Origin of the sequence: Streptomyces sp. NPDC058231 (assembly GCF_042882275.1) — a bacterium.
Lineage (GTDB): Bacteria > Actinomycetota > Actinomycetes > Streptomycetales > Streptomycetaceae > Streptomyces.
Map to the genome: position 1 here is coordinate 145,975 of NZ_JBHVWN010000007.1, position 25,390 is coordinate 171,364.

Annotated in this window: 22 protein-coding genes and 1 tRNA gene; 15 read left to right on the forward strand and 8 right to left on the reverse strand. The window is 72.1% G+C overall.

Annotated features, from left to right (window positions below):
- Nucleotides 1-2: 2 nt before the first annotated feature.
- Entirely contained in the window at nucleotides 3-512 is a 510-nt protein-coding gene (locus tag ACFVXE_RS07540) for a gluconokinase (RefSeq protein WP_389670066.1), read from the reverse strand.
- A 132-nt stretch (nucleotides 513-644) separates the two neighbouring features.
- On the opposite strand from ACFVXE_RS07540, the gene ACFVXE_RS07545 reads away from it, so the two are divergent.
- From ACFVXE_RS07545 to ACFVXE_RS07555, 3 genes are all read left to right on the forward strand, one after another.
- The gene (locus ACFVXE_RS07545; protein ID WP_389670067.1) at nucleotides 645-1,346 is read left to right on the forward strand and encodes a FadR/GntR family transcriptional regulator; all 702 of its coding nucleotides are present in this window, start codon (nucleotides 645-647) and stop codon (nucleotides 1,344-1,346) included.
- A 363-nt stretch (nucleotides 1,347-1,709) separates the two neighbouring features.
- Complete coding sequence (locus tag ACFVXE_RS07550) at nucleotides 1,710-2,795, forward strand: S-(hydroxymethyl)mycothiol dehydrogenase (RefSeq protein WP_389670068.1); 1,086 nt, start codon at nucleotides 1,710-1,712, stop codon at nucleotides 2,793-2,795.
- Nucleotides 2,795-3,424, forward strand: coding sequence for an MBL fold metallo-hydrolase (locus tag ACFVXE_RS07555; RefSeq protein WP_389670069.1), 630 nt, complete (start codon nucleotides 2,795-2,797; stop codon nucleotides 3,422-3,424). Before ACFVXE_RS07550 ends, ACFVXE_RS07555 begins: the two co-directional genes overlap by 1 nt.
- Before the next feature lie 9 nt (nucleotides 3,425-3,433).
- Here the strand turns inward: ACFVXE_RS07555 and ACFVXE_RS07560 are convergent, their stop codons facing one another.
- Entirely contained in the window at nucleotides 3,434-4,369 is a 936-nt protein-coding gene (locus tag ACFVXE_RS07560; protein ID WP_389670070.1) for a pseudouridine synthase, read from the reverse strand.
- A gap of 673 nt (nucleotides 4,370-5,042) precedes the next feature.
- On the opposite strand from ACFVXE_RS07560, the gene ACFVXE_RS07565 reads away from it, so the two are divergent.
- The 3 genes from ACFVXE_RS07565 to ACFVXE_RS07575 all read left to right on the forward strand — a co-directional run bounded on the left by ACFVXE_RS07565 (nucleotide 5,043) and on the right by ACFVXE_RS07575 (nucleotide 8,677).
- Complete coding sequence (locus ACFVXE_RS07565) at nucleotides 5,043-5,882, forward strand: SDR family oxidoreductase (protein ID WP_389670124.1); 840 nt, start codon at nucleotides 5,043-5,045, stop codon at nucleotides 5,880-5,882.
- 264 nt (nucleotides 5,883-6,146) lie between these two features.
- Complete coding sequence (locus tag ACFVXE_RS07570; RefSeq protein WP_389670071.1) at nucleotides 6,147-7,637, forward strand: cytochrome ubiquinol oxidase subunit I; 1,491 nt, start codon at nucleotides 6,147-6,149, stop codon at nucleotides 7,635-7,637.
- On the forward strand, nucleotides 7,637-8,677 hold the full coding sequence (locus ACFVXE_RS07575; RefSeq protein WP_389670125.1) for a cytochrome d ubiquinol oxidase subunit II: 1,041 nt from the start codon (nucleotides 7,637-7,639) through the stop codon (nucleotides 8,675-8,677). Before ACFVXE_RS07570 ends, ACFVXE_RS07575 begins: the two co-directional genes overlap by 1 nt.
- A gap of 232 nt (nucleotides 8,678-8,909) precedes the next feature.
- Here ACFVXE_RS07575 and ACFVXE_RS07580 read toward each other — a convergent pair whose 3' ends face one another.
- Nucleotides 8,910-10,733, reverse strand: coding sequence for a glycoside hydrolase family 15 protein (locus tag ACFVXE_RS07580; RefSeq protein WP_389670072.1), 1,824 nt, complete (start codon nucleotides 10,731-10,733; stop codon nucleotides 8,910-8,912).
- A gap of 343 nt (nucleotides 10,734-11,076) precedes the next feature.
- Between ACFVXE_RS07580 and ACFVXE_RS07585 the strand changes: the two genes are divergently transcribed.
- Nucleotides 11,077-11,997 (forward strand): aldose 1-epimerase family protein, encoded by a 921-nt coding sequence (locus tag ACFVXE_RS07585; RefSeq protein WP_389670073.1) that lies wholly within the window; start codon nucleotides 11,077-11,079, stop codon nucleotides 11,995-11,997.
- A gap of 124 nt (nucleotides 11,998-12,121) precedes the next feature.
- The gene (locus ACFVXE_RS07590; RefSeq protein WP_389670074.1) at nucleotides 12,122-13,915 is read left to right on the forward strand and encodes a cation:proton antiporter; all 1,794 of its coding nucleotides are present in this window, start codon (nucleotides 12,122-12,124) and stop codon (nucleotides 13,913-13,915) included.
- 92 nt (nucleotides 13,916-14,007) lie between these two features.
- Here the strand turns inward: ACFVXE_RS07590 and ACFVXE_RS07595 are convergent.
- Nucleotides 14,008-14,095 (reverse strand) — tRNA-Leu (locus tag ACFVXE_RS07595).
- A gap of 144 nt (nucleotides 14,096-14,239) precedes the next feature.
- On the opposite strand from ACFVXE_RS07595, the gene ACFVXE_RS07600 reads away from it, so the two are divergent.
- The 3 genes from ACFVXE_RS07600 (at nucleotide 14,240) to ACFVXE_RS07610 (ending at nucleotide 16,911) form a co-directional block, all read left to right on the forward strand.
- Complete coding sequence (locus tag ACFVXE_RS07600; RefSeq protein ID WP_389670075.1) at nucleotides 14,240-15,604, forward strand: M20/M25/M40 family metallo-hydrolase; 1,365 nt, start codon at nucleotides 14,240-14,242, stop codon at nucleotides 15,602-15,604.
- Between the two features lie 141 nt (nucleotides 15,605-15,745).
- The gene (locus ACFVXE_RS07605) at nucleotides 15,746-15,979 is read left to right on the forward strand and encodes a chaplin (RefSeq protein WP_389670076.1); all 234 of its coding nucleotides are present in this window, start codon (nucleotides 15,746-15,748) and stop codon (nucleotides 15,977-15,979) included.
- Nucleotides 15,980-16,116: 137 nt separating this feature from the next.
- On the forward strand, nucleotides 16,117-16,911 hold the full coding sequence (locus tag ACFVXE_RS07610) for a chaplin (RefSeq protein ID WP_389670077.1): 795 nt from the start codon (nucleotides 16,117-16,119) through the stop codon (nucleotides 16,909-16,911).
- Nucleotides 16,912-16,979: 68 nt separating this feature from the next.
- On the opposite strand, the gene ACFVXE_RS07615 is transcribed toward ACFVXE_RS07610, so the two are convergent.
- Nucleotides 16,980-17,168, reverse strand: coding sequence for a DUF5703 family protein (locus ACFVXE_RS07615; protein WP_018103708.1), 189 nt, complete (start codon nucleotides 17,166-17,168; stop codon nucleotides 16,980-16,982).
- A 47-nt stretch (nucleotides 17,169-17,215) separates the two neighbouring features.
- Between ACFVXE_RS07615 and ACFVXE_RS07620 the strand changes: the two genes are divergently transcribed.
- Complete coding sequence (locus ACFVXE_RS07620) at nucleotides 17,216-17,875, forward strand: hypothetical protein (RefSeq protein WP_389670078.1); 660 nt, start codon at nucleotides 17,216-17,218, stop codon at nucleotides 17,873-17,875.
- Between the two features lie 169 nt (nucleotides 17,876-18,044).
- Here the strand turns inward: ACFVXE_RS07620 and ACFVXE_RS07625 are convergent, their stop codons facing one another.
- Together ACFVXE_RS07625 and ACFVXE_RS07630 are read right to left on the reverse strand one after the other, a co-directional pair.
- Nucleotides 18,045-20,243 (reverse strand): ATP-dependent RecD-like DNA helicase, encoded by a 2,199-nt coding sequence (locus ACFVXE_RS07625; RefSeq protein ID WP_389670079.1) that lies wholly within the window; start codon nucleotides 20,241-20,243, stop codon nucleotides 18,045-18,047.
- Nucleotides 20,240-21,223 (reverse strand): aldo/keto reductase, encoded by a 984-nt coding sequence (locus ACFVXE_RS07630; protein ID WP_389670080.1) that lies wholly within the window; start codon nucleotides 21,221-21,223, stop codon nucleotides 20,240-20,242. Before ACFVXE_RS07630 ends, ACFVXE_RS07625 begins: the two co-directional genes overlap by 4 nt.
- Before the next feature lie 140 nt (nucleotides 21,224-21,363).
- Between ACFVXE_RS07630 and ACFVXE_RS07635 the strand changes: the two genes are divergently transcribed.
- Both ACFVXE_RS07635 and ACFVXE_RS07640 read left to right on the forward strand, forming a co-directional pair.
- On the forward strand, nucleotides 21,364-22,413 hold the full coding sequence (locus ACFVXE_RS07635; protein WP_389670081.1) for an LLM class F420-dependent oxidoreductase: 1,050 nt from the start codon (nucleotides 21,364-21,366) through the stop codon (nucleotides 22,411-22,413).
- Nucleotides 22,414-22,713: 300 nt separating this feature from the next.
- Nucleotides 22,714-23,502: a ferritin-like domain-containing protein gene (locus tag ACFVXE_RS07640; RefSeq protein WP_389670082.1), complete on the forward strand. Its 789-nt coding sequence runs from the start codon at nucleotides 22,714-22,716 to the stop codon at nucleotides 23,500-23,502.
- A gap of 20 nt (nucleotides 23,503-23,522) precedes the next feature.
- Here the strand turns inward: ACFVXE_RS07640 and corA are convergent, their stop codons facing one another.
- Nucleotides 23,523-24,518 (reverse strand): magnesium/cobalt transporter CorA, encoded by a 996-nt coding sequence (gene corA, locus ACFVXE_RS07645; RefSeq protein WP_389670083.1) that lies wholly within the window; start codon nucleotides 24,516-24,518, stop codon nucleotides 23,523-23,525.
- A gap of 59 nt (nucleotides 24,519-24,577) precedes the next feature.
- Here corA and ACFVXE_RS07650 point away from each other — a divergent pair, with 59 nt between their 5' ends.
- Nucleotides 24,578-25,288 (forward strand): histidine phosphatase family protein, encoded by a 711-nt coding sequence (locus tag ACFVXE_RS07650; protein ID WP_389670084.1) that lies wholly within the window; start codon nucleotides 24,578-24,580, stop codon nucleotides 25,286-25,288.
- Nucleotides 25,289-25,390: the final 102 nt, after the last annotated feature.

The window sequence follows — 25,390 nt, forward strand, 5'->3', positions numbered from 1 at the left end:
CCTTAGACTTCGAGCCGGCGCAGCGCGGCGACGGCTCGCTGGGTGATTTCTTCGGGGGTGCCGGACACGTCGACGGTGACGCCGGCCTCGTCCTCCTGCAGCGGTTGCAGGGTCGCGAACTGCGAGTCGAGCAGTGCGGTGGGCATGAAGTGCCCCTTGCGCTCCGCCATCCGCTCCTCGATGAGGGCCCGGCCGCCGGACAGGTGGAGGAAGACCGCACCGGGAGCCTCGGCCCGCAGCCGGTCGCGGTAGACCCGCTTCAGCGCCGAGCTGCTGACGACTCCGCCGAGCCCGGCCCGGCCGTGCGCCCACCGACCGATCGCGTCGAGCCAGGGCCACCGGTCGCCGTCGTCCAGCGGGACGCCGGACGACATCTTGGCGATGTTCGCCGCGGGGTGGAAGTCGTCGCCCTCGGCGTACGGAACGCCGAGTTCGGCGGCGAGCAGGGGACCGATCGTGGTCTTGCCGGTCCCTGCTACGCCCATCACCACGACGACGTGGGGGGTGCTCATTGGTGGTGCCTCGCTGTCTTCGTCGACATCGGTCCGTCGCGCTACTGAAACCCATACGTACGACTTATTCAAGATGGTGTGACATAAAAGTCGTACTTTTTGTTCCCGGTTTGTGGCCCGTAGGCTTTGCCCATGACCACACAGGGCCCTGGGCTGCATACACACGTGCTGGAGACCCTGGGCCTGGAGATCGCCGCGGGTGACTGCCCGCCGGGCCGGGTGCTGCGCACCGACGAACTGGCCCAGCGTTTCGACGTCTCGCGCACGGTCGTCCGTGAGGTCGTCCGCGTCCTCGAATCCATGCACCTGGTCGAGTCCCGGCGCCGGGTCGGCGTGACCGTACGGCCGACCGAGGCCTGGAACGTCTACGACCCGCAGGTCATCCGGTGGCGGCTGGCCGGCGCCGACCGGCCGCGCCAGCTGCGCTCCCTGACCGTCCTGCGTTCGGCGATCGAACCGGTCGCCGCGGGGCTGGCCGCCCGGCATGCCACACCGGAGCAGTGCGCCGCCCTCACCGAATGCGCCCTCGGCATGGTCGCGACCTCGCGCGGCCAGCAGCTGGAGAGGTATCTGGAGCACGACATCGCGTTCCACCGCATCGTGCTCAACGCCTCCGGCAACGAGATGTTCGCGCGGCTCGGGGACGTGGTCGCCGAGGTGCTGGCGGGTCGCACCCACCACCAGGTCATGTTCGAGGACCCGGACCCGGCCGCGGTCACGCTCCATGTGCGGCTCGCGGAGGCGGTGCGCGAGGGCGACGCGGTGGAGTCCGAGCGGCTCACCAAGGAGATCGCGGTGGGGGCCCTGCACGAACTGGACGTGCTCGCGCCCTGAGGGCCGGGTCGCGCACCCGGTGTGCGTGCCACGTGAACGAGCCGGTCCACCGGGGTACTTGGCGTACGCCGTCGCGCACGCGACGGGATCGGCCCGGGCGTACGACCGGACGGCGGCGGTGACACCCCGCGCGTGTGCGGAGCCGCTCGGGCGGGGGGCGGATCCGGCTCATGGAGCCCCGATGGCGCAAGTCCTGACGCACCGGCAGGGCGCCGCCGACCACCTCGCGCGCAGGCCCGCCGTGCGGCATCGCGCCGCCGCGGCGGTGACACCCCCGACCGCGTACGGTTGCTCGTGTTCGATCTCCGGACATCGGTCGAACGCACAGAGGTCGGGACCGTCACAGAAAAGGGAGACCACGGAATGGCGCAGCAGGTTCAAGGGGTCGTCGCACCGGGGAAGAACGAGCCGGTACGGGTCGAGACGATCGTGATCCCGGACCCCGGGCCCGGTGAGGCCGTGGTGAAGATCCAGGCGTGCGGCGTCTGCCACACCGACCTGCACTACAAGCAGGGCGGCATCAACGACGACTTCCCGTTCCTGCTCGGCCACGAGGCCGCCGGCGTCGTGGAGTCCGTCGGCGAGGGCGTCACGGACGTCGAGCCGGGCGACTTCGTCATCCTCAACTGGCGTGCGGTCTGCGGACAGTGCCGGGCATGTCTGCGCGGCCGCCCCTGGTACTGCTTCGACACCCACAACGCCAAGCAGCGGATGACGCTGCTGGACGGCACCGAGCTGTCGCCCGCGCTCGGCATCGGCGCGTTCGCGGAGAAGACCCTGGTCGCCTCCGGCCAGTGCACCAAGGTCGACCCCGAGGTCTCCCCGGCCGTCGCCGGGCTGCTCGGTTGCGGTGTCATGGCGGGCATCGGTGCCGCGATCAACACCGGTGCGGTCGGCCGCGGCGACTCGGTCGCCGTCATCGGCTGCGGCGGCGTCGGTGACGCGGCCGTCGTGGGTGCCCGGCTGGCCGGCGCGGCGAAGATCATCGCGGTGGACATCGACGACCGCAAACTGGAGACCGCGAAGAAGATGGGTGCCACGCACACCGTCAACTCCCGCTCCACCGACCCGGTCGAGGCGATCCGCTCGCTGACCGGCGGCAACGGCGCCGATGTCGTCATCGAGGCGGTCGGCCGCCCGGAGACGTACAAGCAGGCCTTCTACGCCCGCGACCTCGCCGGCACCGTGGTCCTGGTCGGTGTCCCCACCCCGGAGATGCAGCTCGAACTCCCGCTGATCGACGTGTTCGGCCGGGGCGGCTCGCTCAAGTCGTCCTGGTACGGCGACTGCCTGCCCTCCCGCGACTTCCCGATGCTCATCGACCTGCACCAGCAGGGCCGCATCGACCTCGGCGCGTTCGTCACCGAGACCATCGGACTCGGCGACGTCGAGCAGGCGTTCACCCGGATGCACGACGGCGACGTGCTGCGCTCGGTGGTGGTGTTCTGATGACCGCCCGCATCGACCACCTCGTCACCTCCGGCACCTTCGCCCTCGACGGCGGGGAGTGGGACGTCGACAACAACGTCTGGATCGTCGGCGACGACACCGAGGCGATCGTCATCGACGCCGCCCACGACGCCGCCGCCATCCAGGCCGTGCTCGGCGGCCGTACCCTGCGCGGCATCGTCTGCACGCACGCCCACAACGACCACATCGACGCCGCCCCGGCGCTCGCCGACGCCACCGGCGCACCGATCATGCTGCACCCCGACGACCTGCCGCTGTGGGAGCAGACCCACCCGAACCGCACCCCGGACGCCGAACTGGCCGACGGGCAGGAGCTGCGGATCGGCGGGACCACCCTCCAGGTGCTGCACACCCCGGGTCACGCACCGGGCGCGGTCTGCCTGTACGCCCCCGGGCTGTCCACCGTCTTCACCGGGGACACCCTCTTCCAGGGCGGGCCCGGCGCCACCGGACGGTCCTTCTCTCACTTCCCGACGATCGTCGCGTCGATCAGGGACCGGCTGCTCGCACTGCCGGCGCAGACCACCGTCCGCACCGGACACGGCGACTCCACCACGATCGGCGCGGAGGCGCCGCACCTGGACGAGTGGATCGCCCGCGGGCACTGAGCGGACGGATCACCGGTCCGGCCACGCGGTGAGCCGCAGCCCGCTCTCGAAGCGGCGCGGCCCGCCCGTGACCGGGTCGGTGAACTCCAGCACCCGGGCCAGGAGTTGCAGCGGACGTGCCCAGTCGTCCGCCGCGGCCTCCGGCTCGACCACCGGATAGACCGGATCGTTGACCAGCGGCAGGCCCAGGCCGTTCATGTGGACCCGCAGCTGATGGGTGCGCCCGGTGGCCGGCAGCAACCGGTAGCGGCCCAGCCCCGCCCGGTGCCGCAGCAGCTCGATCCGGCTCTCGCTGTTCGCCTCGCCCGGCTCCTCCCGGGCGGCGATCACCCCGCGCTCCTTGACGATCCGGCTGCGTACGGTGCGCGGGAAGGCCAGCGCCGGATCGTACGGTGCCACCGCCTCGTACTCCTTGCGCACCGCCCTGTCCCGGAAGAGCGTCTGGTACGCGCCCCGCTCCTCGGGGCGTACGACGAAGAGCACCAGGCCCGCGGTCAGCCGGTCCAGCCGGTGCGCGGGCTGCAGCGACGGCAGTTCCAGCTCGCGGCGGAGCCGCGCCACCGCGGTCTCGGTGATGTGGCGGCCGCGCGGCGTCGTGGCGAGGAAGTGCGGCTTGTCCGCGATGACCAGATGCGCGTCCCGGTACACCACACCGACCGGGAAGGGCACCGGCTCCTCGGGCGCGAAGTCCCGGTGGAACCAGAGGAACCGGCCGGCCTCATAGGGCTCGTCGGCTGACACGGGGCCCCGCACCGAGACGAACCGGCCCCCGGCGAGCATGGCGTCCACCCGGGCCGCCCCGATCGCGTCACCGAACCGCGCCAGCAGATGATCGCGGACCGTCGCCCACTCCCCGCCCGGATCCTCGGGGAGCCGCACCCGCACCGGGTCGATTCCGTTCCGCTGCGGCAGGGGCGCCGGCGGCGGCTTCGCGCGGCCCCTCATCGCAGCGGAACGGCCGGTGCGCCGGCGCCCGGGGCGCGGTGACTGCTGACGGTGCTGGAGGTCATGGTGCCGGTCATCCTGTCACAGCGCCGGCGCAGCTCACCGGTGGTGCCGGACGAGCGGCACCACCGGCGGAGCCGCACCCGTGCGCGACCCCGGCGGCCACCGGAGCCGGGCACGGTGACCGTGTCCGAGCCGGACGCGTCGAACCCCGGCCGCGGGAACGAGGCGTCCTCGGCCGAGGCGGTCGGCGAGAGCCGGAAGCGTCACTCCCCGTTCAGCGGGAGCCGTCCGGCGTCCGACCCCGGGTACCACGACCGCGGTCCGACGGCGGAAGTGGCGACCGGCGAGGGGGAAGCCCGGCCGCCCGGTGACCGCGGGCACGGCGCGGACCCGGGGCGGGACACGGCCGCGGCGTCCGGCAGCACCGGCATCAGCCCGGCCGAAGCCTGGAGGCCGGGATCGCGCCCGGGGCCGGTTCCTGCTCCACTGACCCGGTTCCTGCTCCACTGGCCCGGTCGCGTGAGTTTCCCTCTCCGCCGCGACCGCTCCGCGCGCCGTTCCGGCCCGCCCGCCGGGTTCGGTGTTCCCCTCCTTTGAAGCCCCGACGGTCCGCCCGGCGGAGTTGCCCGCCGGCCGACGGGCCGCGCTGAGTGACGAAGGAGAAGCCGTGGTGGCTGGAAATGCCGATGACGCCCGGGGTCCGCTGTCGGCGCAGCTCGTGGCAGGGCAGAAGGCGTTGGTGACCGGGGGGAACTCGGGCATCGGCAGGGCGACCGCGATCGCGCTCGGACGGGCCGGCGCGGACGTCGTCGTCAACTACGTCGCCGGTGCGGACGAAGCCGAGCGGGTCGTGGAGGAGATCAGGGGTTTCGGGGTCCGCTCCTACGCCCACCGGGCCGACGTCTCCGACGAGGGCCAGGTCGTCGGCATGGTCGCCCGCATGGTCGAGGAATTCGGCACCATCGACATCATGGTGGCCAACGCCGGGCTGCAACGGGACGCGCCCACGGTGGAGATGACCCTCGCCCAGTGGCAGAAGGTCATCGACGTCAACCTCACCGGTCAGTTCCTCTGCGCGCGGGAAGCGACCAAGGAGTTCGTGCGGCGCGGCGTCGTCCCGGAGGTCTCCCGGTCCGCCGGGAAGATCATCTGTATGAGTTCGGTGCACCAGATCGTCCCCTGGGCGGGCCATGTGAACTACGCCTCCTCCAAGGGAGGCGTGGGCATGATGATGGAGACCCTCGCGCAGGAACTGGCACCCCGGAAGATCCGGGTGAACGCCATCGCCCCCGGCGCCATCCGCACCCCGATCAACAAGGACGCCTGGGACACCCCCGAGGCGGAGACCGCCCTCCTGCGGCTGATCCCGTACGGCCGGGTCGGAGACCCGGAGGACATCGCCGACGCCGTCGTCGCCATGGCATCCGACCTGCTCGACTACGTCGTGGGCGCCACGCTCTACGTCGACGGCGGGATGACGCTCTTCCCCGGCTTCGCCACCGGAGGCTGATTCCGCGGTGGCGGCACTCCCGGGCAGGACCGCGGCGGAGCCGGAGGACCCGGTGGGGCTCACGCCCGCTGCACGCCGGCCACCGCCGGCACCGGGCGTGCCCCGGTGTCCCGCCCCGTGGCCACCGGGCCGCCACCGCCGTACACCGGACGGAGCGACCGCTTCCGTCGCGTTCCCGGCCCGGCCGCGCCCTGCCGGCGCCGCGTGGGCGGACCGCACCGTACCCCGTCCGACGCCCCCGGGCGCGAACCACCGAGGCGCACCATGCACACCACCACGTCCCTGCTGGCGCACGCCGCCGTCCCGCCCCAGCTCCTGCCCGCACGCCAGCTGATGGCCTTCACCTTGGCCTCGCACATCCTGCTCGTGCCGTTCGGGGTCGCACTGCCGTTCATCACGCTGCTGATGCACCACTGCGGCCTGCGCCGCGGCGACGAGGTGGCGCTCCGACTCGCCCGGCGCTGGTCAGCCGTGATGGCCGTCCAATTCGCCATCGGGGTCGTCACCGGCACCGTGCTCTCCTTCGAGTTCGGTCTTCTCTGGCCCGGCATGATGGGGCGCTGGGGCGACGTCTTCGGTCTCGGGTTCGGCATCGAGGCATGGGCGTTCTTCCTCGAGGCCGTCCTCATCGCCGTCTACCTCTACGGCTGGCGCAGGCTGAAGCCGTGGACGCACTTCTGGCTGGGCGTGCCGCTGCCGCTGGCCGCCCTCCTGGGGGCGTTCGGCATCATCGCGGCCAACTCATGGATGAACACCCCCCAGGGGTTCACCCTCGACGCCGCGGGCAGGCCGGACGACGTCGATGTGCGGCAGGCCGTCTTCACGCCGATGTTCGGCCCCGAGTACTGGCATTTCACGGTGGCCATGTTCCTGACCGCCGGGTACGTGGTGGCCGGTGTCTACGCGGCCGGGTGGCTGCGCGGGCGCCGGGACCGCTACCACCGGCTCGGCTTCACGGTGCCGTTCACGGTCGCCGCGATCCTCACCCCGGTCCAGTTCGTCCTGGGCGACTCCATCGCCCGCTCCGTCTTCCAGAAGCAACCGGTCAAATTCGCCGCCACCGAACTCGTCTGGAAATCCGACACCCACGTACCGGAGTACGTGTTCGGCCGCCTCCATCCGGACGGAACGGTCACCGGAGGGCTGAAGATCCCCCAACTCGACTCGGTTCTCGCCGGATTCAGGCCCGGCACCCGTGTCGCCGGCCTGAGCTCCGTGCCGCCCGGGAACCGCCCCACGGCCGTACAGGCCACGGTCGTCCACTGGGCCTTCGACATCATGGTCGCCATCGGCAGCCTGCTGATGCTGCTCGTGCTCTGGTACGCCTGGTGCTGGTGGCGGCAGCGGGACCTGCCCCGCTCACGCTGGTTCCACCGATGCGCCGCGGTGTCCGGGGCCGCCTGCCTGGTCGCCGTGGAGTGCGGCTGGATCACCACCGAGGTCGGACGCCAGCCCTGGATCGTCTACCAGCACATGCGGGTGTCCGAAGCGGTGACCGCCACCCGCGCGGGCTCGCTGTGGACGATGCTCGCCGTCGTCGTCCTGGTGTACGCGGCCGTCTTCGCCTCGTTCCTCGCCGTGCTGCTGAAGATGCGGACCCGGTGGCGCATCGCCGACGCGTCCGCGTCCCCCGCCGCCGTACCGCAGGAGCCGGAGACGGAGACCCCGTACGGCCCACGCGGTGAACGCCTGCCCACGGCCGCGGGCGCCACGTCCGGCACGGGCGACGACCGGAAACCCGGCGGTGCGTCATGATGCCGGAACTCATCGCCTGGATCCTGGTGTTCGCCGTGGCCGCCTACGCGTGCGCCGGGGGCACCGACTACGGGGCCGGATTCTGGGACCTGGTGGCCGGGGGAGCGGAACGGGGCGACCGTCCGCGCCGGCTGATCGACCACGCCATGGGACCCGTCTGGGAGGCCAACAACGTCTGGCTGATCTTCGTCCTCGTCGTCATGTGGACCGGGTTCCCCACCGTGTTCCAGGCGGTCTTCGGGGCCCTGTGGCTGCCCCTGGCCCTCGCCGCCGTCGGTCTCGTGCTGCGCGGTGCGGGCTTCGCGCTGCGCAAGCCCGCCCGCCGGCTCGCCCGACGGCGTTTCTACGGGGCGGTGTTCGCCGTGTCCTCGCTCGTCACCCCGTTCTTCCTCGGGGCCGCGCTCGGCGGGATCGCCTCCGGCCGGGTCGCGGTCGGAACCACCGCCACGGCCGATGCCTGGGCCAACCCCACCTCCGTCCTGGCAGGTCTGCTCGCCGTCGCCGCAGCCGCGTTCCTCGGAGCCGTGTTCCTGTGCTCGGACGCCCGCCGCTTCGGCGCCCAGGACCTGGTGGACTACTTCCGCCGCCGGGCACTGGGTGCCCTCGGCGCCATCGTGGTGCTGGCCCTGATCGGTCTGCCGGTGACCCACGGCGACGCCCGTCACGTCTGGCACGGGCTCACCGGCGGCCCGGGGCTGCTCCTCGTGCTCCTCGCGGCGGCGAGCGCTCTCGTCACCGCCGTGCTGCTGCTGCGCCGCACCTATCGGTGGTGCAGGTACACCGCCGTGGCGAGTGTGGCGCTGACCGTCCTCGCGTGGGGCGCCGCGCAAAGCCCCTATCTGCTGCCCACCTCCCTGACCGTGGCCGGCGCGGCCGGCGCCCCCGACACGCTCCGGTGGCTGACGATCGTGACGGTCGTCGCGATCGTGCTGATCGGCCCGGCGCTGGTGCTGCTCTACTGGATGGACACGCACGGCGAGCTCGAACCGCTGACCGACGCCGACACGGGGACGGGCCGGGCCCCCGGGGACCCCCGGTAGCCGCCGCGCCGCGCGTCAGCCGAGCCGTCCGGCGATGTGGTCGCCGACCCGCAGGGCATTTCGACGTCGTACCTCCGGTCCTCCGCCACGGAATCTCCCGTTCTCCGGCGACCTCGGCGGCGCTCATCGAGGAGGGTGCGGCTGCGTGACCATGGGCCGTGGTCCTCTCGGCGAGCCGGGCGGCTGTCCCGGGCGGGCGGTGTCCCGGCGGTCGCCGGGGGCTTCGGCAGGGTCAGCGGCCCTCCTCCCGGTCCAGCGCCTCGTCGAGCGTGGTGGCGGCCATGATCAGGGCCAGGTGGGTGAACGCCTGCGGGAAGTTGCCCAGTTGCTCGCCGCTCGGGCCGATCTCCTCGGAGAAGAGACCGACGTGGTTGGCGTAGGTCTGCATCTTCTCGAAGGCGTAACGGGCCTGCGAGAGCCTGCCGGCGCGGGCCAGTGCGTCGACGTACAGGAAGGTGCAGAGGCTGAAGGTGCCCTCCGAGCCGCGCAGCCCGTCGGGCGAGGCCGCCGGGTCGTAGCGGTACACGAGGCTGTCGGAGACGAGTACGCGGTCCATGGCGTCCAGCGTGGAGAGCCAGGTCGGGTCCCTGGGGGCGATGAACTCGACCCGCGGCATCAGCAGCAGCGAGGCGTCCAGCACATCGTCGCCGTACTGCTGGACGAAGGCCTGCTCCGACTCGCTCCAGCCCCGCTCCATGACCTGCTCGAAGACGGCATCCCTGGCCCGTCTCCACCTGTCGACGTCGGCGGGTCTGCGGAAGGTGTCCGCCAGGCGGAGACCGTGGTCGAAGGCGACCCAGCACATCACCCTGCTGTAGGTGAAGTCCTTGCGTCCGCCGCGCGTCTCCCAGATCCCCTCGTCCGGCCGGTCCCACGCGTCGGCCAGCCAGTCGAGCGTCGCTGCGAGTGCCTTCCAGCCCGCGTAGGTGGCCTGACCGACGATCTCCTGCCCCTGGGACAGCGCGTAGACGGCTTCGCCGTAGATGTCCAGCTGCAACTGCTCGGCGGCGCCGTTGCCCGCGCGGACCGGGTACGAGCCGCGGTACCCCTCGAAGTGTTCCAGCGTCTCCTCGGGCAGGTCCGGGTCACCGTCGACCCGGTACATGGTCTGCAACGCCTCCCCGCCCCAGGACTCGCGTTCGTGCAGCCGCTCGACCAGCCAGTGCAGGAACGCGGTGGCCTCCTCGACGAAACCGAGATCCAGCAGTGCGCGGACGGCCAGCGAGCCGTCCCGCACCCACGTGTACCGGTAGTCCCAGTTGCGCTCCCCGCCGACCTGTTCCGGCAGCCCCATGGTCGCCGCGGCTACCATCGCCCCGGTGGGGGCGTAGATCAGCAGCTTCAGGGTGATGGCCGCACGGTGTACGCGCTCGGGCCACCGTCCCCGGTACCGCGAGCTCCGCAGCCACGTCCTCCAGAAGCTGACGACCTCCCAACTCCTCGCGGTGATGGTGTCGAGCGTCGGGGGCGGCGGAGCCTCGCCACCCGGATCACAGACGGTGAACACGGCGCTGCCGACCTCCCCGGCCTTCAGGGTCACCGTGCCCAGCGCATCCCGGCCGTCGCGTTCCAGCGGGAAGGTGCTCTGCAGGTGGGCGCTGATGCCGGGGGCACGGAACAGCGCGCCCCCAGGTCCGAGGTCGAGCTCGTGCCCGGCGCGGCCGTAGTCGAAGCGCGGCCGGCACGCGAGCGCGAAACGGACGGTCCCCCGCACGACCCGCACCACTCTGACCAGGGTGTGCCGGTCGGTCGCCACACCTGTCAGGTCCGGAGGCATGTAGTCGATCACCTCGCCCACCCCGTCCGGCGACATGAACCGGGTCACCAGGACCGCGGTGTCGGGGTAGTAGAGCTGCTTGCAGGTGCTGTCCGGATGCTCCGGCGCCAGCTCGAAGTAGCCGCCGCGCTCGCTGTCGAGCAGGGCGGCGAAGATGCTGGGCGAGTCGAAGCGGGGAGCGGCGAACCAGTCGATGACCCCGCGCGACGAGACGAGCGCGGCGGTCTGGAGATCGCCCACGAGCCCGTGCTCGGCGATCGGCGGATAGCGATCGTTCATAGTGGCTCCGCAGTGTGGGCAGCCTCCCGTCCCCCCACTATCCGGCAGAACCGATCGCCGCGCCCGGCCGGTGAGGAGCGACGGCCGGCCGGGCCCCGCGACGTCACCGCGCGACCGCCCGGCTCCGCTCCCGCCCCTCGCACGGGACGGCGCGGGCGGGCCGCGGTCCGCGCGCGCGGCTGCCCCCGTCGGGCGAACCTGCCCTGGCATTCAGGCGGGACATCCGTGTCCCGCTTGACCCGGCGCGCCGCGGTCCGCACGCTCCCGGGAGGCGGCCGCCCGGGACACCCCGACCCGGGCCCACGGGCCGCCCGGACCCCGGACACACCGAGGAGGGCCACCCGTGCACGAGAACCGGACCGGACGGCAACTGGCTCTCCGCCACCGCGACCAGAACGCGGTCGTCGTGGAGCTCGGCGCCGCCCTGCGTCACTACACCGTCGGCGGACGGCCGGTGATCGACGGATTCGCTCCGGACGACCGGATCACCGGCGGCCGCGGACAGATCCTCGTGCCGTGGCCCAACCGGATCGCGGACGGACGCTACCGGTGGGACGGCCGGGACCGACGGCTGGCGCTGACCGAGCCGGCGAACGGCAACGCCATCCACGGCCTGCTCCGCTGGACGTCGTGGCGGATCGTCGAGGCGCGGGACGACCGGGCGGTGCTCGACACGCCGCTGTGGCCCCAGCCCGGCTACCCCTTCCACCTCCGGGTCCGCGCCGAGTACACCCTCGGTGACGACGGCCTGGCCGTGGCCGTGACCGCACGCAACCTGGGCAGCGACACCGCGCCCTACGGATTCGGCCAGCACCCCTACCTCACGGCCGGAACCGCGACCGTGGACGACGCGCTGCTGACCGTACCGGCGCGGACCCGGCTGCGGACCGACGCGCGGGGACTGCCGGTGGCCGACGAACCGGTCGCGGGCACGCCGTACGACTTCCGCGAGCCACGGGCCATCGGCAGTCAGCGGCTGGACACCCCGTTCGGCGGGCTGGAGCGGGACGCGCGCGGGCGCGCCGCGGTGCGCCTGGCCCACCCGTCCGGCGCCTGGGGAACGGACGTGTGGCTCGGCGAGGGCGTCGAGAACGTCCAGCTCTACACCGGTGACACGCTGCCCGAGGGCGAGCGGCGCAGGGCGATCGCCATCGAGCCCATGTCCTGCCCGCCGGACGCGTTCCGCAGCGGTACGGGGCTCGTCGCCCTGGCGCCGGGTGAGGAGCACACGGTCCGCTGGGGAATCACCCCGTGGCAGGGATGACGGCTCCGGTGAGACATCCGGACCGGCGGCCGTCGGAGCGTCGGCCGCGCGCGGATCGGAGCGCCGCGCCGCTTCCGTCCGGCCGCTGCCCCGTCGCCGACCGGCCCGCCGCAGGGGGAGCTGCATGACGGCGGATCAGGTCCTGAGCGGTGTGGGACTGACCCTGCTGCTCGCCGTCGGTTCGCAGATCCTGGCCGGCCGGCTGCGCATTCCGGCACTCATCGTGCTGCTGCCGGTCGGGTTCGCCGCCGGGGCGCTGGTGGACAGTCTGAATCCGCAACTCGTGCTGGGACCGGCGTTCTCGCCCCTGGTGTCGCTCGCCGTCGCGGTGATCCTCTACGACGCGGGCCTCGGGCTCGATCTCGGGAAGCTGACCGGCCACACCCGCGCGGTCGTCCTCCGGCTGATCTGGATCGGTGTCCTGATCAGCTGGGTGATCGGAACGCTCGTGGCCATGCCGCTGCTGGGCATGGACCGGCGGGCCGCCGTCATGCTCGGCGCGATCCTGGTGGTTTCCGGGCCGACCGTGGTCGGGCCGCTGCTCGGCTTCGTCCGGCCGAGGGAACGGCTGCAGCACATCCTGGTCTGGGAGGGTTCCCTCATCGACCCGGTCGGCGGCATCCTGGGCGCGCTCGTCTTCCACCTCGTCGACGCGAGCACCGACCCTCACGTCGGCGGCGGAGCGATGAAGTTCATCGGCAGCGTCGCAACCGGCCTGGCCGGAGGCGTCGTCGGGGCCGCGCTGCTGTGGGTGCTGTTCCGGCGACTCCGGCTCGGCGAGATCCTCGGGACCACGGCCCAGCTGGCCGCGGTGATCGCGGTGGCGGCCTTCTGCGACGTCGTCCGTGAGGACTCCGGACTCATCGCCGCCGTGGTGATGGGCCTGGCGGTCGCCAACCTCCCGGGGTTCGACGCCCCGGTACGCCGGCTCTTCTTCGAGACGCTGGTCAGCCTGATCCTCGGCCTGCTCTTCGTCTCGATCTCCGCCACCGTCACCCCGCAGTCGCTGCGCCACGTGGTGCTCCCGGCGCTGGGCCTGGCCGCTGTGCTGGTGCTCGTCGTCAGGCCGCTGGTCGCGGCGGTGTCGACGCTCCGCACGGACCTGTCCCGGGGCGAGCGCGGCTTCATCGGCTGGATGGCACCCCGTGGGATCGTCGCCGCGGCGACCGCCTCGACCTTCTCCGCGACCCTGGTGGCGAAGGGGATCGGCGGCGCCTCGAAGATCCTGCCGGCCACGTTCGTCGTCATCGTGGCCACGGTGACGCTGTACGGAGTGACGGCGTCAGCCGTAGCCCGGCGGCTGGGCGTCGTCCGGTCGTCCCGCTCGCGTCCGCTGCTGGTCGGCGGCGAGCAGTGGGTGGTGGGCCTCGGGCTGGCACTGAGAGCGGCGGGGCTGCCGGTCCTGATGTGGGCCGGGCTGGAGTGGCAGCGCGAGCGCATCGTGCAGGCCGGCCTCGAACTGGCCCCGGGAGATCTGCTGGCCGCCGCCACGGGTGAGGGCGCCGAGCTGGAGGGCATCACGGCGGTGTTCCTCCTGACCTCCGAGGACGACTTCAACGCACTGGCCGCCACCATCCTGCGCGGGAGCGTCGAGGGGGCGGTGCACCGCGTCGGCTCTCCGCGCGAGAGCGTCGGCGTGGTCGCCCCGTTCATCGGCGGCGAGGTCCTGTTCGGCCCCGAGCTGACCGGGGTCGCGCTGGCCCGCCGGTACGAGGGCGGGGCGGCCATCGTGACCCGGCCCGCTGATCCGGTCGCACCGGCCGGCTGGGACACGCTGTTCCTGGTCAGGGCCGACGGCCGGCTCGATCCGGTCACCGAGACGGACCGCCCGCTGCCCGGGCCCGGTGATGTCGCCGTGCTGCTGGCCCCCGCCGGCGCCCACCCGGCCGCGCCGGCCGCCCCGGCAGCGGGGGCATGAGGCCGCGGATTCCGCACAGAAAAGCGGATGCGGGCCGAGATGATCCTCGACCCGCATCCGCTCCGTCTCCCCATCAACAGCGGGAGACCTTCTGGTGTCCGAGGGGGGACTTGAACCCCCACGCCCGATAAAGGGCACTAGCACCTCAAGCTAGCGCGTCTGCCATTCCGCCACCCGGACAAGGTGTCTGTCTCGCGGGCCGTGCCCGTTCCGACGTGGAAAACAATAGCAAACATTCGGGGGTGCTCGATCACGCCACTGGCGGTGTGAACGGTGCGTGACGAGGGGTGGGCGGCCTTGGGGGAGCGGGCCGGGCGCGGGAGGATGACGGGGAGCACCAGGGTGACAGCGGAAGGAAGCAGAGTGAGCGAGACCCAGAAGGCCGGCAGTCTGTCGGGCGAGGACGAGGTGGTGGACCTCTGCCGCGAGCTGATCCGGATCGACACCAGCAACTACGGGGACCACTCGGGTCCGGGCGAGCGGGTGGCCGCCGAGTACGTCGCCGAGAAACTCGCCGAGGTCGGGCTCGAACCGAAGATCTTCGAATCCCACAAGGGCCGTGCCTCGACGGTGGCCAGGATCGAGGGCGAGGACCCGTCCAGGCCCGCGCTGCTCATCCACGGCCATACCGACGTCGTTCCGGCCAACGCCCACGACTGGACGCACCACCCGTTCTCGGGCGAGCTCGCGGACGGCTGTGTCTGGGGTCGCGGCGCCGTCGACATGAAGGACATGGACGCGATGACCCTCGCGGTCGTCCGTGACCGGATGCGCAGCGGCCGCAAGCCGCCGCGCGACATCGTGCTCGCCTTCCTCGCCGACGAGGAGGCGGGCGGTACGTACGGCGCGCGGTATCTCGTCGACAAGCACCCCGACCTCTTCGACGGTGTCACCGAGGCGATCGGCGAGGTCGGCGGCTTCTCGTTCACCGTCAACGAGAAGCTGCGGCTCTATCTCGTCGAGACCGCCGAGAAGGGCATGCACTGGATGCGGCTCACCGTGGACGGCACCGCCGGGCACGGCTCGATGACCAACGACGACAACGCGATCACCGAGCTCTGTGAGGCGGTCGGGCGGCTGGGCCGGCACAAGTGGCCGGTCAGGGTCACCAAGACCGTACGGTCCTTCCTCGACGAGCTGTCCGACGCGCTGGGCACCCCGCTCGACCCGGAGGACATGGACGCCACGCTCGCCAAACTGGGCGGCATCGCCAAGATGATCGGCGCCACCCTGCGCAACTCCGCCGCCCCCACGATGCTGGGCGCCGGCTACAAGGTGAACGTGATCCCCGGCCAGGCGGTCGCCCATGTCGACGGGCGCTTCCTGCCCGGCTACGAGGACGAGTTCCTGGCCGACCTGGACCGGATCCTCGGCCCGCGGGTCAGGCGCGAGGACGTGCACGGCGACAAGGCGGTGGAGACCAGCTTCGACGGCTCGCTGGTCGATGCGATGCAGGTCGCACTGAAGGCGGAGGACCCGATCGCCCGGGCCGTCCCGTACATGCTCTCCGGCGGTACCGACGCCAAGTCGTTCGACGACCTCGGCATCCGCTGCTTCGGATTCGCCCCGCTGAAGCTGCCGCCGGAGCTCGACTTCGCGGGCATGTTCCACGGCGTGGACGAGCGGGTGCCGGTCGACGGCCTGAAATTCGGCGCACGCGTGCTCGACCGTTTCATCGACAACTGCTGAATTACGCGCCGGTAATCGCCAGCGTGTGCGTACATGACCGGAACGAGTGAAAGGGGCCATGCGCTCGTAGCCCGATTACTTCTTCCTCGTTACAGGTGGTGCGGTCCGCGGCTGGGACCGCATTGCCAACTAGGAGGAATAATGATCAAGAAGATCGTCGCCGCTGCGGCTGTCACCAGTGGTCTCGTGCTCGCGGGAGCGGGCATGGCTGTCGCCGACTCGGGCGCGCAGGGTGCCGCTCTCGGCAGCCCCGGCGTCATCTCGGGCAACGTCATCCAGGTTCCCGTGAATGTGCCGGTGAACGTGTGTGGCAACAGCATCTCGGTGATCGGGCTGCTGAACCCCGCCTTCGGCAACGCCTGCGTCAACCGCTGACGGTGTGCGTCAACCCGTAAGGGTTTGAGCCCGGCCGGCCCCGGAGTGCGCGCCATGCGCTCCGGGGCCGCTGGGTACTCCGCCTCCGCACGGTCACGTCCGGGGGTATTCCGGAAGGTAGAAGGCAGGAAAAACGTATGCGACAGGTCACGCGTAAAGGCCTGATCACCATGGCGGCAGCGGGCGGAGTGCTCGCGCTGAGTGGCGGTTACGCGCACGCCGACGCGGGAGCGGCCGGCAGCGCATCGGATTCCCCGGGGGTGCTGTCAGGGAATTCGGTCCAGATCCCGGTCGATGTACCGGTCAATGTGTGCGGTAACTCCGTGAGCGTGGTCGGACTGCTCAACCCGACGGCCGGAAACGCTTGCCGAAACGGTTCGGGAAGCTCTGTGTCGGGCCGTCACGGCTCGGACACCCGGACGTCGCCGGTCGACCGGGGAACGGGCCGTCACGCCGGGGTCGGCGACGCCCGGGGCGACCTGGGCCACGAGCACGGCGACGGAGCGGGCAGGCACGGTGGCGGCAAGCACCGGGCCGGTGGCGGCGGGGCGACGGCGGAGGGGTACACGCACGGGTCGCCCGGCATCCTTTCGGGCAACGACGTCCAGGCCCCCGTCGACATCCCCGTGAACGCCTGCGGGAACAGCATCACCATCGGCGGACTGCTCAACCCGACCGCCGGCAACAGCTGTGAGAACGACACCGACGTGAGTACGCCCCCGGTTCCGGTCACCCCGGTCACCCCGGTCACGCCTCCGGTCACCCCCGAGAAGCCCGTGGTACCCGGGCCGCGCGAGGTGCCGAACGCCCCCGTGCCCCAGCTCGCCCACACCGGAGCGGGCGGGCTCGACCTGCTGGCCCCGGCGGGCGCCGGTCTGCTGCTGGCGGGTGTGGGCACCGTGCTCTACCGCCGCTCCCGCATGTCCGCATAAGCGCGGAGGAAGTACCGGAACAGGCAGGACACACGGACGGGCCCCGCAGCTGCGGGGCCCGTTCCGTTTCACCAGGTGGCCCGCAGCTGGCGGATGATCCGGCGGCGCAGCCGCACCCTGCGGCTGCCGTCACGGCGCAGCGTCAGCCGGTCCAGCTCCCAGTGCCCGTACTCGGCATGGTCGGTCAGCAGGCGGGCCGTGTCCTTCCGGGACACCCCGCGCGGCACGTACACATCGACAAATTCGTATTCCGGCATCGCATCTATTGTGCGGGCAGAGGCCGTGTACGGATAGCGTCTGCACTATGTCTGATGCTGCTCAGCCCACCGCTGCCGAGGTACGCGCCGCCGCCGATGCGGTCAAAGCCGCGCTCGACCATCACCTCGCGGCGGTCGAGCGCCGGTCCGGGGACGACGACCCCGCCGTCTATGACGCGTTCAACGCCTTGGCCGCCGCGGCCGAGGTGTACGACGAACTCCTCTACGACCGCTACGACGAGGTCACCCCGTTCGAGATCCCCGGTGCCGACGGCTCCCTGGCGCCGTACACCGGCCCCGAGGAGCCGAACGCGCTCAGCGTGCTGATCCGGCGCGACTACGCGGTGGTCGAGCCGCCGCGGCTGCTGGCCCAGGCGCAGCGGATCGCCGATCTGGACCCGGACGACCGCGGCGCCGGGACCGGCGCCGTGGTCGGGGCCAGTGTCCATGCCGCGCTCGGTGTGCTCTTCGGTGAGTACGAACCGGACGAGATCGCCTCCCGGCACCAGGAATTCGGCCTGGAGGAGGGCGATTCCACGCTCTGGGTCGCGGCTGCGGAGGAGCTTCCCGAAGCGGGGGAGTGGCTCGGCGCACCCTTCGACGACGCGGATCCGCAACTGGTGGTCTGCCGCTTCGACGTCAGCTCGGTCTTCGACGAGGACGAGCTCGAAGAGGAGCTGGACGACCTGGCGGCCGGCAGTTCCTGACCCGGTCCTGTCGGCCGCGTGGCATCCGCGGCCGACAGGACGGGACCGGTGCCCACCCGCACGGCACCGGCGGTCCGTTCCGGGGCGCGGCCACGGTTTCCAGCCGGACAGCCGGACAGCCGGACAGCCGGACAGCCGGACCAGGACGGTGCGGTGGTCCGGGGCGCTCTCAGACGGCGGCGGTCGGCAGTGCTTCCAGCAGGGCGCGCAGCCGCGTCGTGCGCTCCTGCGAGGCCGGCTGAGCCACCGCACGCGGCAGCGCCTGATCCACCCCGTGCACCACGGAGAGATGCCGCTCGCCTCGGCTGAACGCGGTGTACACCCAGCTCCGGCTCAGCCCCTGCGCCGCGTCACCGGGCAGTACGACGACCACCGCGGGCCACCGCATCCCGGCCGCCTGATGGGCGCTGAGCGCCCAGCCGTGACGTACCGACGGTTCCACCCGCTCCTGCGGCACGACGACCGGCGTCCCCGCGCAGTCGAGGTGCAGACCTTCCGCATCGGCCGATACGACCGTCCCCGGCACGGCCCGGCCCGGAGCCGGGACATGGACGATCCGGTCGCCGGGGTCGAAGCCGCCGAACCGTCCGGGACCGGGATTGAGCCGTTGCTTGAGCGCCGCGTTGAGCGCGCGGGTCCCCGCCGAACCGCCGTGCCCGACGGTGATCACCTGGGTGTCGGCCGACGGCACGCCGATGGCGCGCGGCACCGAGTCGGCGACCAGCTGCACGGTGCGGTGCACCGCCTCGCCCGCGTCGTGCACGGGGACGATCACCACCTCCTTGCCGGGGGCCGCCACCTGGTTCAGCTCACCGATGCCGATGCCGGAGACCAGCTCGCCGATCGGGCCGGGATCCGGTGTACGGGAGACGGTCTGCGGGCATGCGTGGGCGGCGAGCACATCCGCGAACACCCGGCCCGCACCCGCCGAGCCCAGTACGCCCGGGTCGCCGCTGAGCACCAGCCGGGCGCCGTCGGCGAGTGACTCGACGAGGGCCGCTGCGGTCTCCACGTCCAGCTGCGGGGCGTCCAGCACGACCAGCAGATCGGCGGCGAGCGCACCGTCCGCCTCCCGGCCAGGTCCCTCCGCGCCGGAGAGCAGTCCGGCGAGGGTGACGGCCGCGGCCGGGTCGTCCAGCGCCCCGGCCAGCCGGTGTCTGCCGTCCACGCTGTGGGTGGCACCGAAGGCCCGCAGCCCGAGGGAGCGGGCCGCGGTGATCAGCGCGGCGGGTTCGGCCCGGGCCGCCTCGCCGCCGGTGTGCGTGACGAGGCCGCCGGCCGCGACGGCACGGATCAGTTCGGCCGCCGAGGGCGAACCGGCGGCCGCTGCCGCCTCCGACCAGTCGGCGTCCTTCTCGCAGGCGTTGACCAGCCGGGCCAGGCCGTCGGCGAGGCTCTCCTCGGCCAGCGCGTAGCGGTCGAGACCGAGCAGCACCTGTACCGGCTCCTCCACGGTCCCGTCCGTCGCCCCGTCGCCGGAGTCCTCCGGGTCCGCTGCCGCCTCCTGATCGTCAAGACCGTCCTGGAAGACCAGCACGACGCCTTCCTCGACGGCGTGCTGCACGGCGGCTTCGGGGTCGGTCACCGCACGCTCGGCGAGCGCCGCCCGTACCGCCGACGCGTCCAGCGCGGTGTGACCCCGCAGCGCGGCGCTTTCCAGCACCCAGCCGACCAGCGCCGCAGTCCGGCGCTCGTCGTCAGGGCCGCACGCGGCGCCCAGCAGGGCCCGGGCGAAGCCGTCCGCCTGCTCCGGCAGGACCGCCGGTACGGCCAGCAGCTGCCACGGGTCCTCGCGCAGCAGGTCGGCCGCCTGCGCGCCGAGTGTCTCCGCCGCCGGGACGGCCAGGTTTCCGGGTGCCCCGCCCTCGGCGAGCACGGCCGTCACCGCGGCCACGGCCTCCGCGGACGCGCCCTGCGGCGCGAGCACCGGTTCGGGCACGCGCCGCAGGGCGGGTGCGGGGACGGGGGCGGCCCGGCGGGGTGCCGGTGCGGGCGAGTCGAAGAACGCGGCGCCGGACTTCTCGCCGCTCTCCACGGCACGCACCGCCGCCAGCAGATCGGCGGCCTGCCCGCTCAGCTTGGTGCCGGCTGCGATCGGCCCGTCCTTCTCCGCCTTGCGCTTCTCGATCCGCTCCCGCAGCTCGCGCTGTGCGGCCAGCTCGGCCTCGGCCTCGGAGAGCGCGGCGGCCTCCGCCGCCCCGTCCGATGCCACGGCCGTCTCGGCCGCCTCCCCCGTCACTTCCGCCTCGCCGGCGTCGGCTCCCGCGTCCTGCGCGGACGGGGCGGGTACGGCGGCAGCGGGGTCGGCGACGTCGTCGCCGACGGCAGCCGAGGGGCCGGGGGATTCCCCCCGGGGAAGCGCAGTCACAGCGTGCTCCAGTCCTGGTCGGGATAGCGGTGCACGGGCGCCGACACGTCGTCGAGCGCCTGGCAGATCTCGTCAGGAAGACTAAGCGCCTCCACTGACAACGCCTCCGTCAGCTGCCGTGCGTTGCGCGCGCCGACGATCGGGGCCACCACTCCCGGCCGGTCCCGCACCCATGCCAGCGCGACCTGCAGCGCCGTCGTGGCCAGGCCGTCGGCCGCCGTCGCCACCGCGTCCACGATGCGGCTCGCCGGGTCGTCGAGATACGGCTCGACGAACGGGGCCAGCAGCTCGGAGGCGCCGCGCGAGTCCACCGGCGTACCTGTGCGGTACTTGCCGGTCAGCACCCCCCGGCCCAGCGGCGACGAAGGCAGCAGCCCCACGCCCAGATCGAGCGCGGCCGGCAGCACCTCACGCTCCACGCCCCGCTGGAGCAGCGAGTACTCCATCTGCGTACTGGCGATCCGGGTGCGTACCCCGGACGAGGCGAGCTGCCAGGTCGCCGCCTTGGCCAGCTGCCAGCCGCAGAAGTTCGACACCCCCGCGTACCTGGCCCGTCCGGTGGACACCGCCAGGTCCAGCGCCTGCAGGGTCTCGTCCAGCGGTGTCACCGGGTCGAAGGCGTGGATCTGCCAGAGGTCCACGTAGTCCGTGCCCAGCCGTTCCAGCGAGGCGTCCAGCGCGGCCAGCAGATGTCCGCGCGAGCCGTTGAAGCGCCGGTAGGGGTCCGCCACGCTGCCGGCCTTCGTGGCGATGACCAGGTCACGCCGTGGCACCAGCCCCTCGACGAGCCGCCCCAGCAGGTATTCGGCCTCCCCGCCGCCGTACACATCGGCCGTGTCGACCAGCGTGCCGCCCACCTCCCAGAAGGCCTTCAGCTGTTCGGCGGCGTCGTGCGCGTCGGTGTCCCTGCCCCAGGTGAGGGTGCCGAGCCCGATCCGGGACACTCGAAGGCCGGTGCGGCCGAGATGCCTCTGCTCCATGGGCGCTGAGATTACTGGCCAGAGCCCCACTCGGCGGAGGCCTGTGGACAACCCGGCGTCAAGTCGCCCCTGCCGGATCCCGTTGCCGCGCGCTAGAGTCCGGACCACAGGGACGTTACTGATCGGTAAGGGGAGCGGCTATGCGGCTCGGCATCAATCTCGGTTACTGGGGCGCGGGGATGGACGGCGACAACCTCGCCGTCGCCCAGGAGGCCGACCGGCTCGGCTACGACGTCTGCTGGGCGGCCGAGGCGTACGGATCCGACGCGCCGACCGTGCTCGCCTGGGTCGCCGCCCGGACCGAGTCCATCGATGTCGGCTCCGCGATCATGCAGATCCCGGCCCGTCAGCCCGCCATGACGGCGATGACCGCCGCCACCCTCGACTCGCTCTCCGGCGGCCGGTTCCGTCTCGGCCTCGGCGTGTCGGGACCGCAGGTCTCCGAGGGCTGGTATGGCGTCAAGTTCGACAAGCCGCTGGCCCGCACCCGTGAGTACGTCGAGATCGTCCGCAGGGCGATGTCCCGCGAGCGGCTCTCGTACGAGGGCGAGCACTGGACGCTCCCGCTGCCGGACGGCCCGGGCAAGCCCATCAAGCTCACCGTCCATCCGCAGCGCGAACACATTCCGCTCTACATCGCCGCGATCGGCCCGAAGAACCTGGAGCAGACCGGCGAGATCGCCGACGGCGCGCTGCTGATCTTCCCGTCCGCCGAGCACCTCGAGGACACCGCGGTGAAGCACCTGCGGGCGGGCCGGGAGAAGGCCGGGAAGACCATGGAGGGGTTCGACGTCTGCCCGACGCTGCCGCTCGCCGTCGGCGACGACGTCAACGGTCTCGCCGACATGTTCCGCCCCTACACCGCGCTGTACGTGGGAGGCATGGGCAGCCGCAAGCAGAACTTCTACAACCAGCTGGCCCAGCGCATGGGATACGAGAAGGAGGCCGCCGAGATCCAGGACAAGTACCTGGCCGGCGACAAGAGCGGCGCCGCCGCCGCCGTACCGCACCAGCTGATCGACCAGACCACGCTGCTCGGCTCCGTCGAGCGGATCGCCGAGCGCATGCAGGCGTACGCCGCCGCGGGTGTCACCACGCTGACCCTCGCCCCGGCCGGTTTCACGCTCGACGAGCGGCTCACCGCCCTGCGGGCCGGTTCGGACGCCCTGGAGCGCTCCGGCCTCGCCTGAGGGCTGTCCCGTAGGACCGCTCGCTCGGATCATGCGGGCCCCGCGTGCCCCGGCACCGGTCCGGACCGGACGGAAGGCTCCGGAGGGGCGAGGCCCGCCGGCGCTGAAAAGGGGCAGCACTACGGCCGTGGTGGGGGCTCGGGGGTCTTCCCCGCCACGGCCGTTACGCAGCACAACGCGCCGGGCCTGCCATCGGTTACGGTGCGCCCGTGCGGCTCCGACCCGTGGGGTTCCTGTTGCCTACTTCGCCGTACCGCATTTGACTTTCCTTCTGCGGACACCGGTAGGGAGGCAGCAGCGATGCTCTCGGCAAGGAACCTGTTCCAGGAGATTCTCGACAACGACGAGTCGTTCCGGCTCTTCTGCTCCATCGCCGCCGGCGGCGAGTCCCAGGGCGGCTGGGAGAACGGCCGGATCGCGGCCCTCGCTCCCTGGAGCCAGCGCGCCCTGGCGCCCAAGATCGCCCGGCACGGTGCCGACGAGGACAAGCACGGCCGGATCTTCCACGCCCTGCTGAAGAGGCGGGGGCTGCGACCCGCCGAGGTCCCGCACGAGACCGACTACACGATGCTGCTGGAGAAGCACGGCATCGGCCTCTCCCACGAGCAGCTGAAGCGCGACGAGCAGCTCACCGAGCTCGACATCATCACCTACCTGGCGCACAGCCGGGTCACCGAGCAGCGCGCCTCCGAGCAGATGGAACTGCTCCTGCGGCACTTCGCCGACCACCCCGACCTGGGCCGCGCGGTGAAGATGATCTCCCAGGACGAGGACAACCACCTCGCCTACTGCCACGAGGAACTGCTGCGCTTCGCCCGGTCCGGGCACGGCCGCACCATCCAGCGCATCCTGCGCGAATGCGCCCTCACGGAGATCCGTGTCTACCGCGACGTCAGTCTCGCCGTGATGTACCACATGGGCCGGATCCTGGGCTGGCCCAGGACCAAGGCGGCGGTGCTCGCCGCCGGGATCCTCGGCGTCTACGCGTACGAACGCCTGGCCGGGTGGCGGCGCATGGTCAGCCTCGAACTCCCCGAGCGGCGCGACCCGCTGGGCGGTCCCGCGACACCGGCGCCCGAGTACGCCTGAGGCCGGAGCCGGGTCCGGCCTCAGAGCCAGCCGCGCCGCTTGAACATGCGGTGCAGGCCGACGACCGCGCAGCCCATCAGCACGATGACCGTGGGGTAGGTCCACACCCAGTGCAGCTCCGGCATGTGGTCGAAGTTCATGCCGTAGATCCCCGCCACCATCGTCGGGACGGCCGCCATGGCCGCCCAGGCCGAGATCTTCCGCATGTCGTCGTTCTGCCGCACGCCCATCTGCGCCAGGTGCGCGGACAGGATGTCGGAGAGCAGCCGGTCGAGCCCCTCCACGTACTCGTTGGCACGCGTCAGATGGTCGCTGACGTCCCGGAAGAACGGCATCGAGTGCTCGTCCACGAACGGCACACTCGCGCTCGCCAGCCGGAGCACGGGGCCGCTCAACGGGCCCGTGGCCCGGCGGAACTCCAGGACCTGCCGCTTGAAGGTGTAGATGCGGGAGGCGGTGTTCTTGGCGTCACCGACGCCGCTCGGCGCGAACACCTCGGTCTCCAGCTCCTCCAGGTCGACCTGGAGTTCGCCGGCCACCTCGATGTAGTGGTCGACGACCGCGTCGCTGACCGCGTAGAGCACCGACGTCGGGCCGTGCTTGAGCACGTCCGGTTCGGCCTCCAGCCGGCGGCGCACCGCGGCGAGCGGGGCGCCCTCCCCGTGCCGGACCGTCACGACGAACGAGTCGCCTATGAAGAGCATCAGCTCGTCGGTGGTGACCGTGTCGCTCTCCGCGTCGTACACCACCGGCTTGATGACCGCGAAGAGGGAGTCGTCGTAGACCTCCAGCTTCGGCCGCTGGTGCGCGGTCAGGGCATCCTCCACGGCCAGCCGGTGCAGCCCGAACTCGCTGCTGACGAGTTCGAACTCCTTCTCCGTGGGCTCGTGCAGCCCGATCCAGAGGAACGCGTCCCCGGTGGCCCGTGCCTCGTCCAGGGCATCGGAGAAATCGGCGGGTCCGTCGGTCCGACGCCCGTCCCGGTAAATCGCACAGTCCACAATCACGGCGCGCATTCTTCCCTGCTCCGGCCGCGGACGCACCTCCCGGGGTGCGTCGGCCTACGCTGGCCCGTATGCCCACCCTGATTCTCGTCCGCCACGGACGCTCCACCGCCAACACCGCCGGGGTGCTCGCGGGCCGCACCCCCGGTGTCGCGCTCGACGAGCGCGGCGCCGCCCAGGCCGCCGCGCTGCCCGGGCGGCTCGCCGCACTGCCGCTCGCCGCCGCCGTCAGCAGCCCGCTGCAGCGCTGCCGTGAGACCCTGCAGCCGCTGCTCGCGGCCAGGCCGGGACTGCCGCTGCACACCGAGGAGCGGATCAATGAGTGCGACTACGGGGACTGGGCGGGGCGCAAGCTCGCGGAGCTGACCGACGACCCGCTGATGTCCGTGGTGCAGCAGCACCCCTCGGCCGCGGCCTTCCCCGGCGGCGAGTCCATGCGGGCGATGCAGGCGCGCGCCGTCGACGCCGTACGGGACTGGAACGCCCGGATCGAGGCCGAGCACGGCGACGACGCGGTGTACGTCATGTGCTCGCACGGCGACATCATCAAGTCCGTGGTCGCCGACGCGCTCGGGATGCATCTCGACCTCTTCCAGCGGATCCACGCCGAACCCTGCTCGGTCACCGCGATCCGCTACACCCGGTTGCGGCCCTTCCTGCTGCGGCTGGGAGACACCGGGGACTTCGCCTCGCTGGAGCCCCGCGAACGCGGCGCCGGTGCCGGCCCGGACACGGAAGCGGATACGGATGCGGTGGTCGGCGGCGGCGCTGGGGCGCCGTGATCGCTCCGCGCAGTAGGGTGGACGCGCCGTAGGCGCCATTCCTCCGGGACACCCCCGGACACCGGCTGCCCCTCATCTGCCGTCAATTCTCAAGGGAGACAG

Bases quoted from the DNA above. Each gene is read 5' to 3' on its own strand.
- ACFVXE_RS07575 (WP_389670125.1), top strand. From the start codon at position 7,637: ATGCCGGAACTCATCGCCTGGATCCTGGTGTTCGCCGTGGCCGCCTAC.
- ACFVXE_RS07560 (WP_389670070.1), bottom strand. From the start codon at position 4,369: ATGAGGGGCCGCGCGAAGCCGCCGCCGGCGCCCCTGCCGCAGCGGAAC.
- ACFVXE_RS07640 (WP_389670082.1), top strand. From the start codon at position 22,714: ATGCTCTCGGCAAGGAACCTGTTCCAGGAGATTCTCGACAACGACGAG.
- ACFVXE_RS07630 (WP_389670080.1), bottom strand. From the start codon at position 21,223: ATGGAGCAGAGGCATCTCGGCCGCACCGGCCTTCGAGTGTCCCGGATC.
- ACFVXE_RS07610 (WP_389670077.1), top strand. From the start codon at position 16,117: ATGCGACAGGTCACGCGTAAAGGCCTGATCACCATGGCGGCAGCGGGC.
- corA (WP_389670083.1), bottom strand. From the start codon at position 24,518: ATGCGCGCCGTGATTGTGGACTGTGCGATTTACCGGGACGGGCGTCGG.
- ACFVXE_RS07615 (WP_018103708.1), bottom strand. From the start codon at position 17,168: ATGCCGGAATACGAATTTGTCGATGTGTACGTGCCGCGCGGGGTGTCC.
- ACFVXE_RS07600 (WP_389670075.1), top strand. From the start codon at position 14,240: ATGACGGGGAGCACCAGGGTGACAGCGGAAGGAAGCAGAGTGAGCGAG.
- ACFVXE_RS07555 (WP_389670069.1), top strand. From the start codon at position 2,795: ATGACCGCCCGCATCGACCACCTCGTCACCTCCGGCACCTTCGCCCTC.
- ACFVXE_RS07605 (WP_389670076.1), top strand. From the start codon at position 15,746: ATGATCAAGAAGATCGTCGCCGCTGCGGCTGTCACCAGTGGTCTCGTG.
- ACFVXE_RS07650 (WP_389670084.1), top strand. From the start codon at position 24,578: ATGCCCACCCTGATTCTCGTCCGCCACGGACGCTCCACCGCCAACACC.
- ACFVXE_RS07580 (WP_389670072.1), bottom strand. From the start codon at position 10,733: ATGAACGATCGCTATCCGCCGATCGCCGAGCACGGGCTCGTGGGCGAT.
- ACFVXE_RS07540 (WP_389670066.1), bottom strand. From the start codon at position 512: ATGAGCACCCCCCACGTCGTCGTGGTGATGGGCGTAGCAGGGACCGGC.
- ACFVXE_RS07635 (WP_389670081.1), top strand. From the start codon at position 21,364: ATGCGGCTCGGCATCAATCTCGGTTACTGGGGCGCGGGGATGGACGGC.
- ACFVXE_RS07590 (WP_389670074.1), top strand. From the start codon at position 12,122: ATGACGGCGGATCAGGTCCTGAGCGGTGTGGGACTGACCCTGCTGCTC.
- ACFVXE_RS07545 (WP_389670067.1), top strand. From the start codon at position 645: ATGACCACACAGGGCCCTGGGCTGCATACACACGTGCTGGAGACCCTG.
- ACFVXE_RS07550 (WP_389670068.1), top strand. From the start codon at position 1,710: ATGGCGCAGCAGGTTCAAGGGGTCGTCGCACCGGGGAAGAACGAGCCG.
- ACFVXE_RS07570 (WP_389670071.1), top strand. From the start codon at position 6,147: ATGCACACCACCACGTCCCTGCTGGCGCACGCCGCCGTCCCGCCCCAG.
- ACFVXE_RS07620 (WP_389670078.1), top strand. From the start codon at position 17,216: ATGTCTGATGCTGCTCAGCCCACCGCTGCCGAGGTACGCGCCGCCGCC.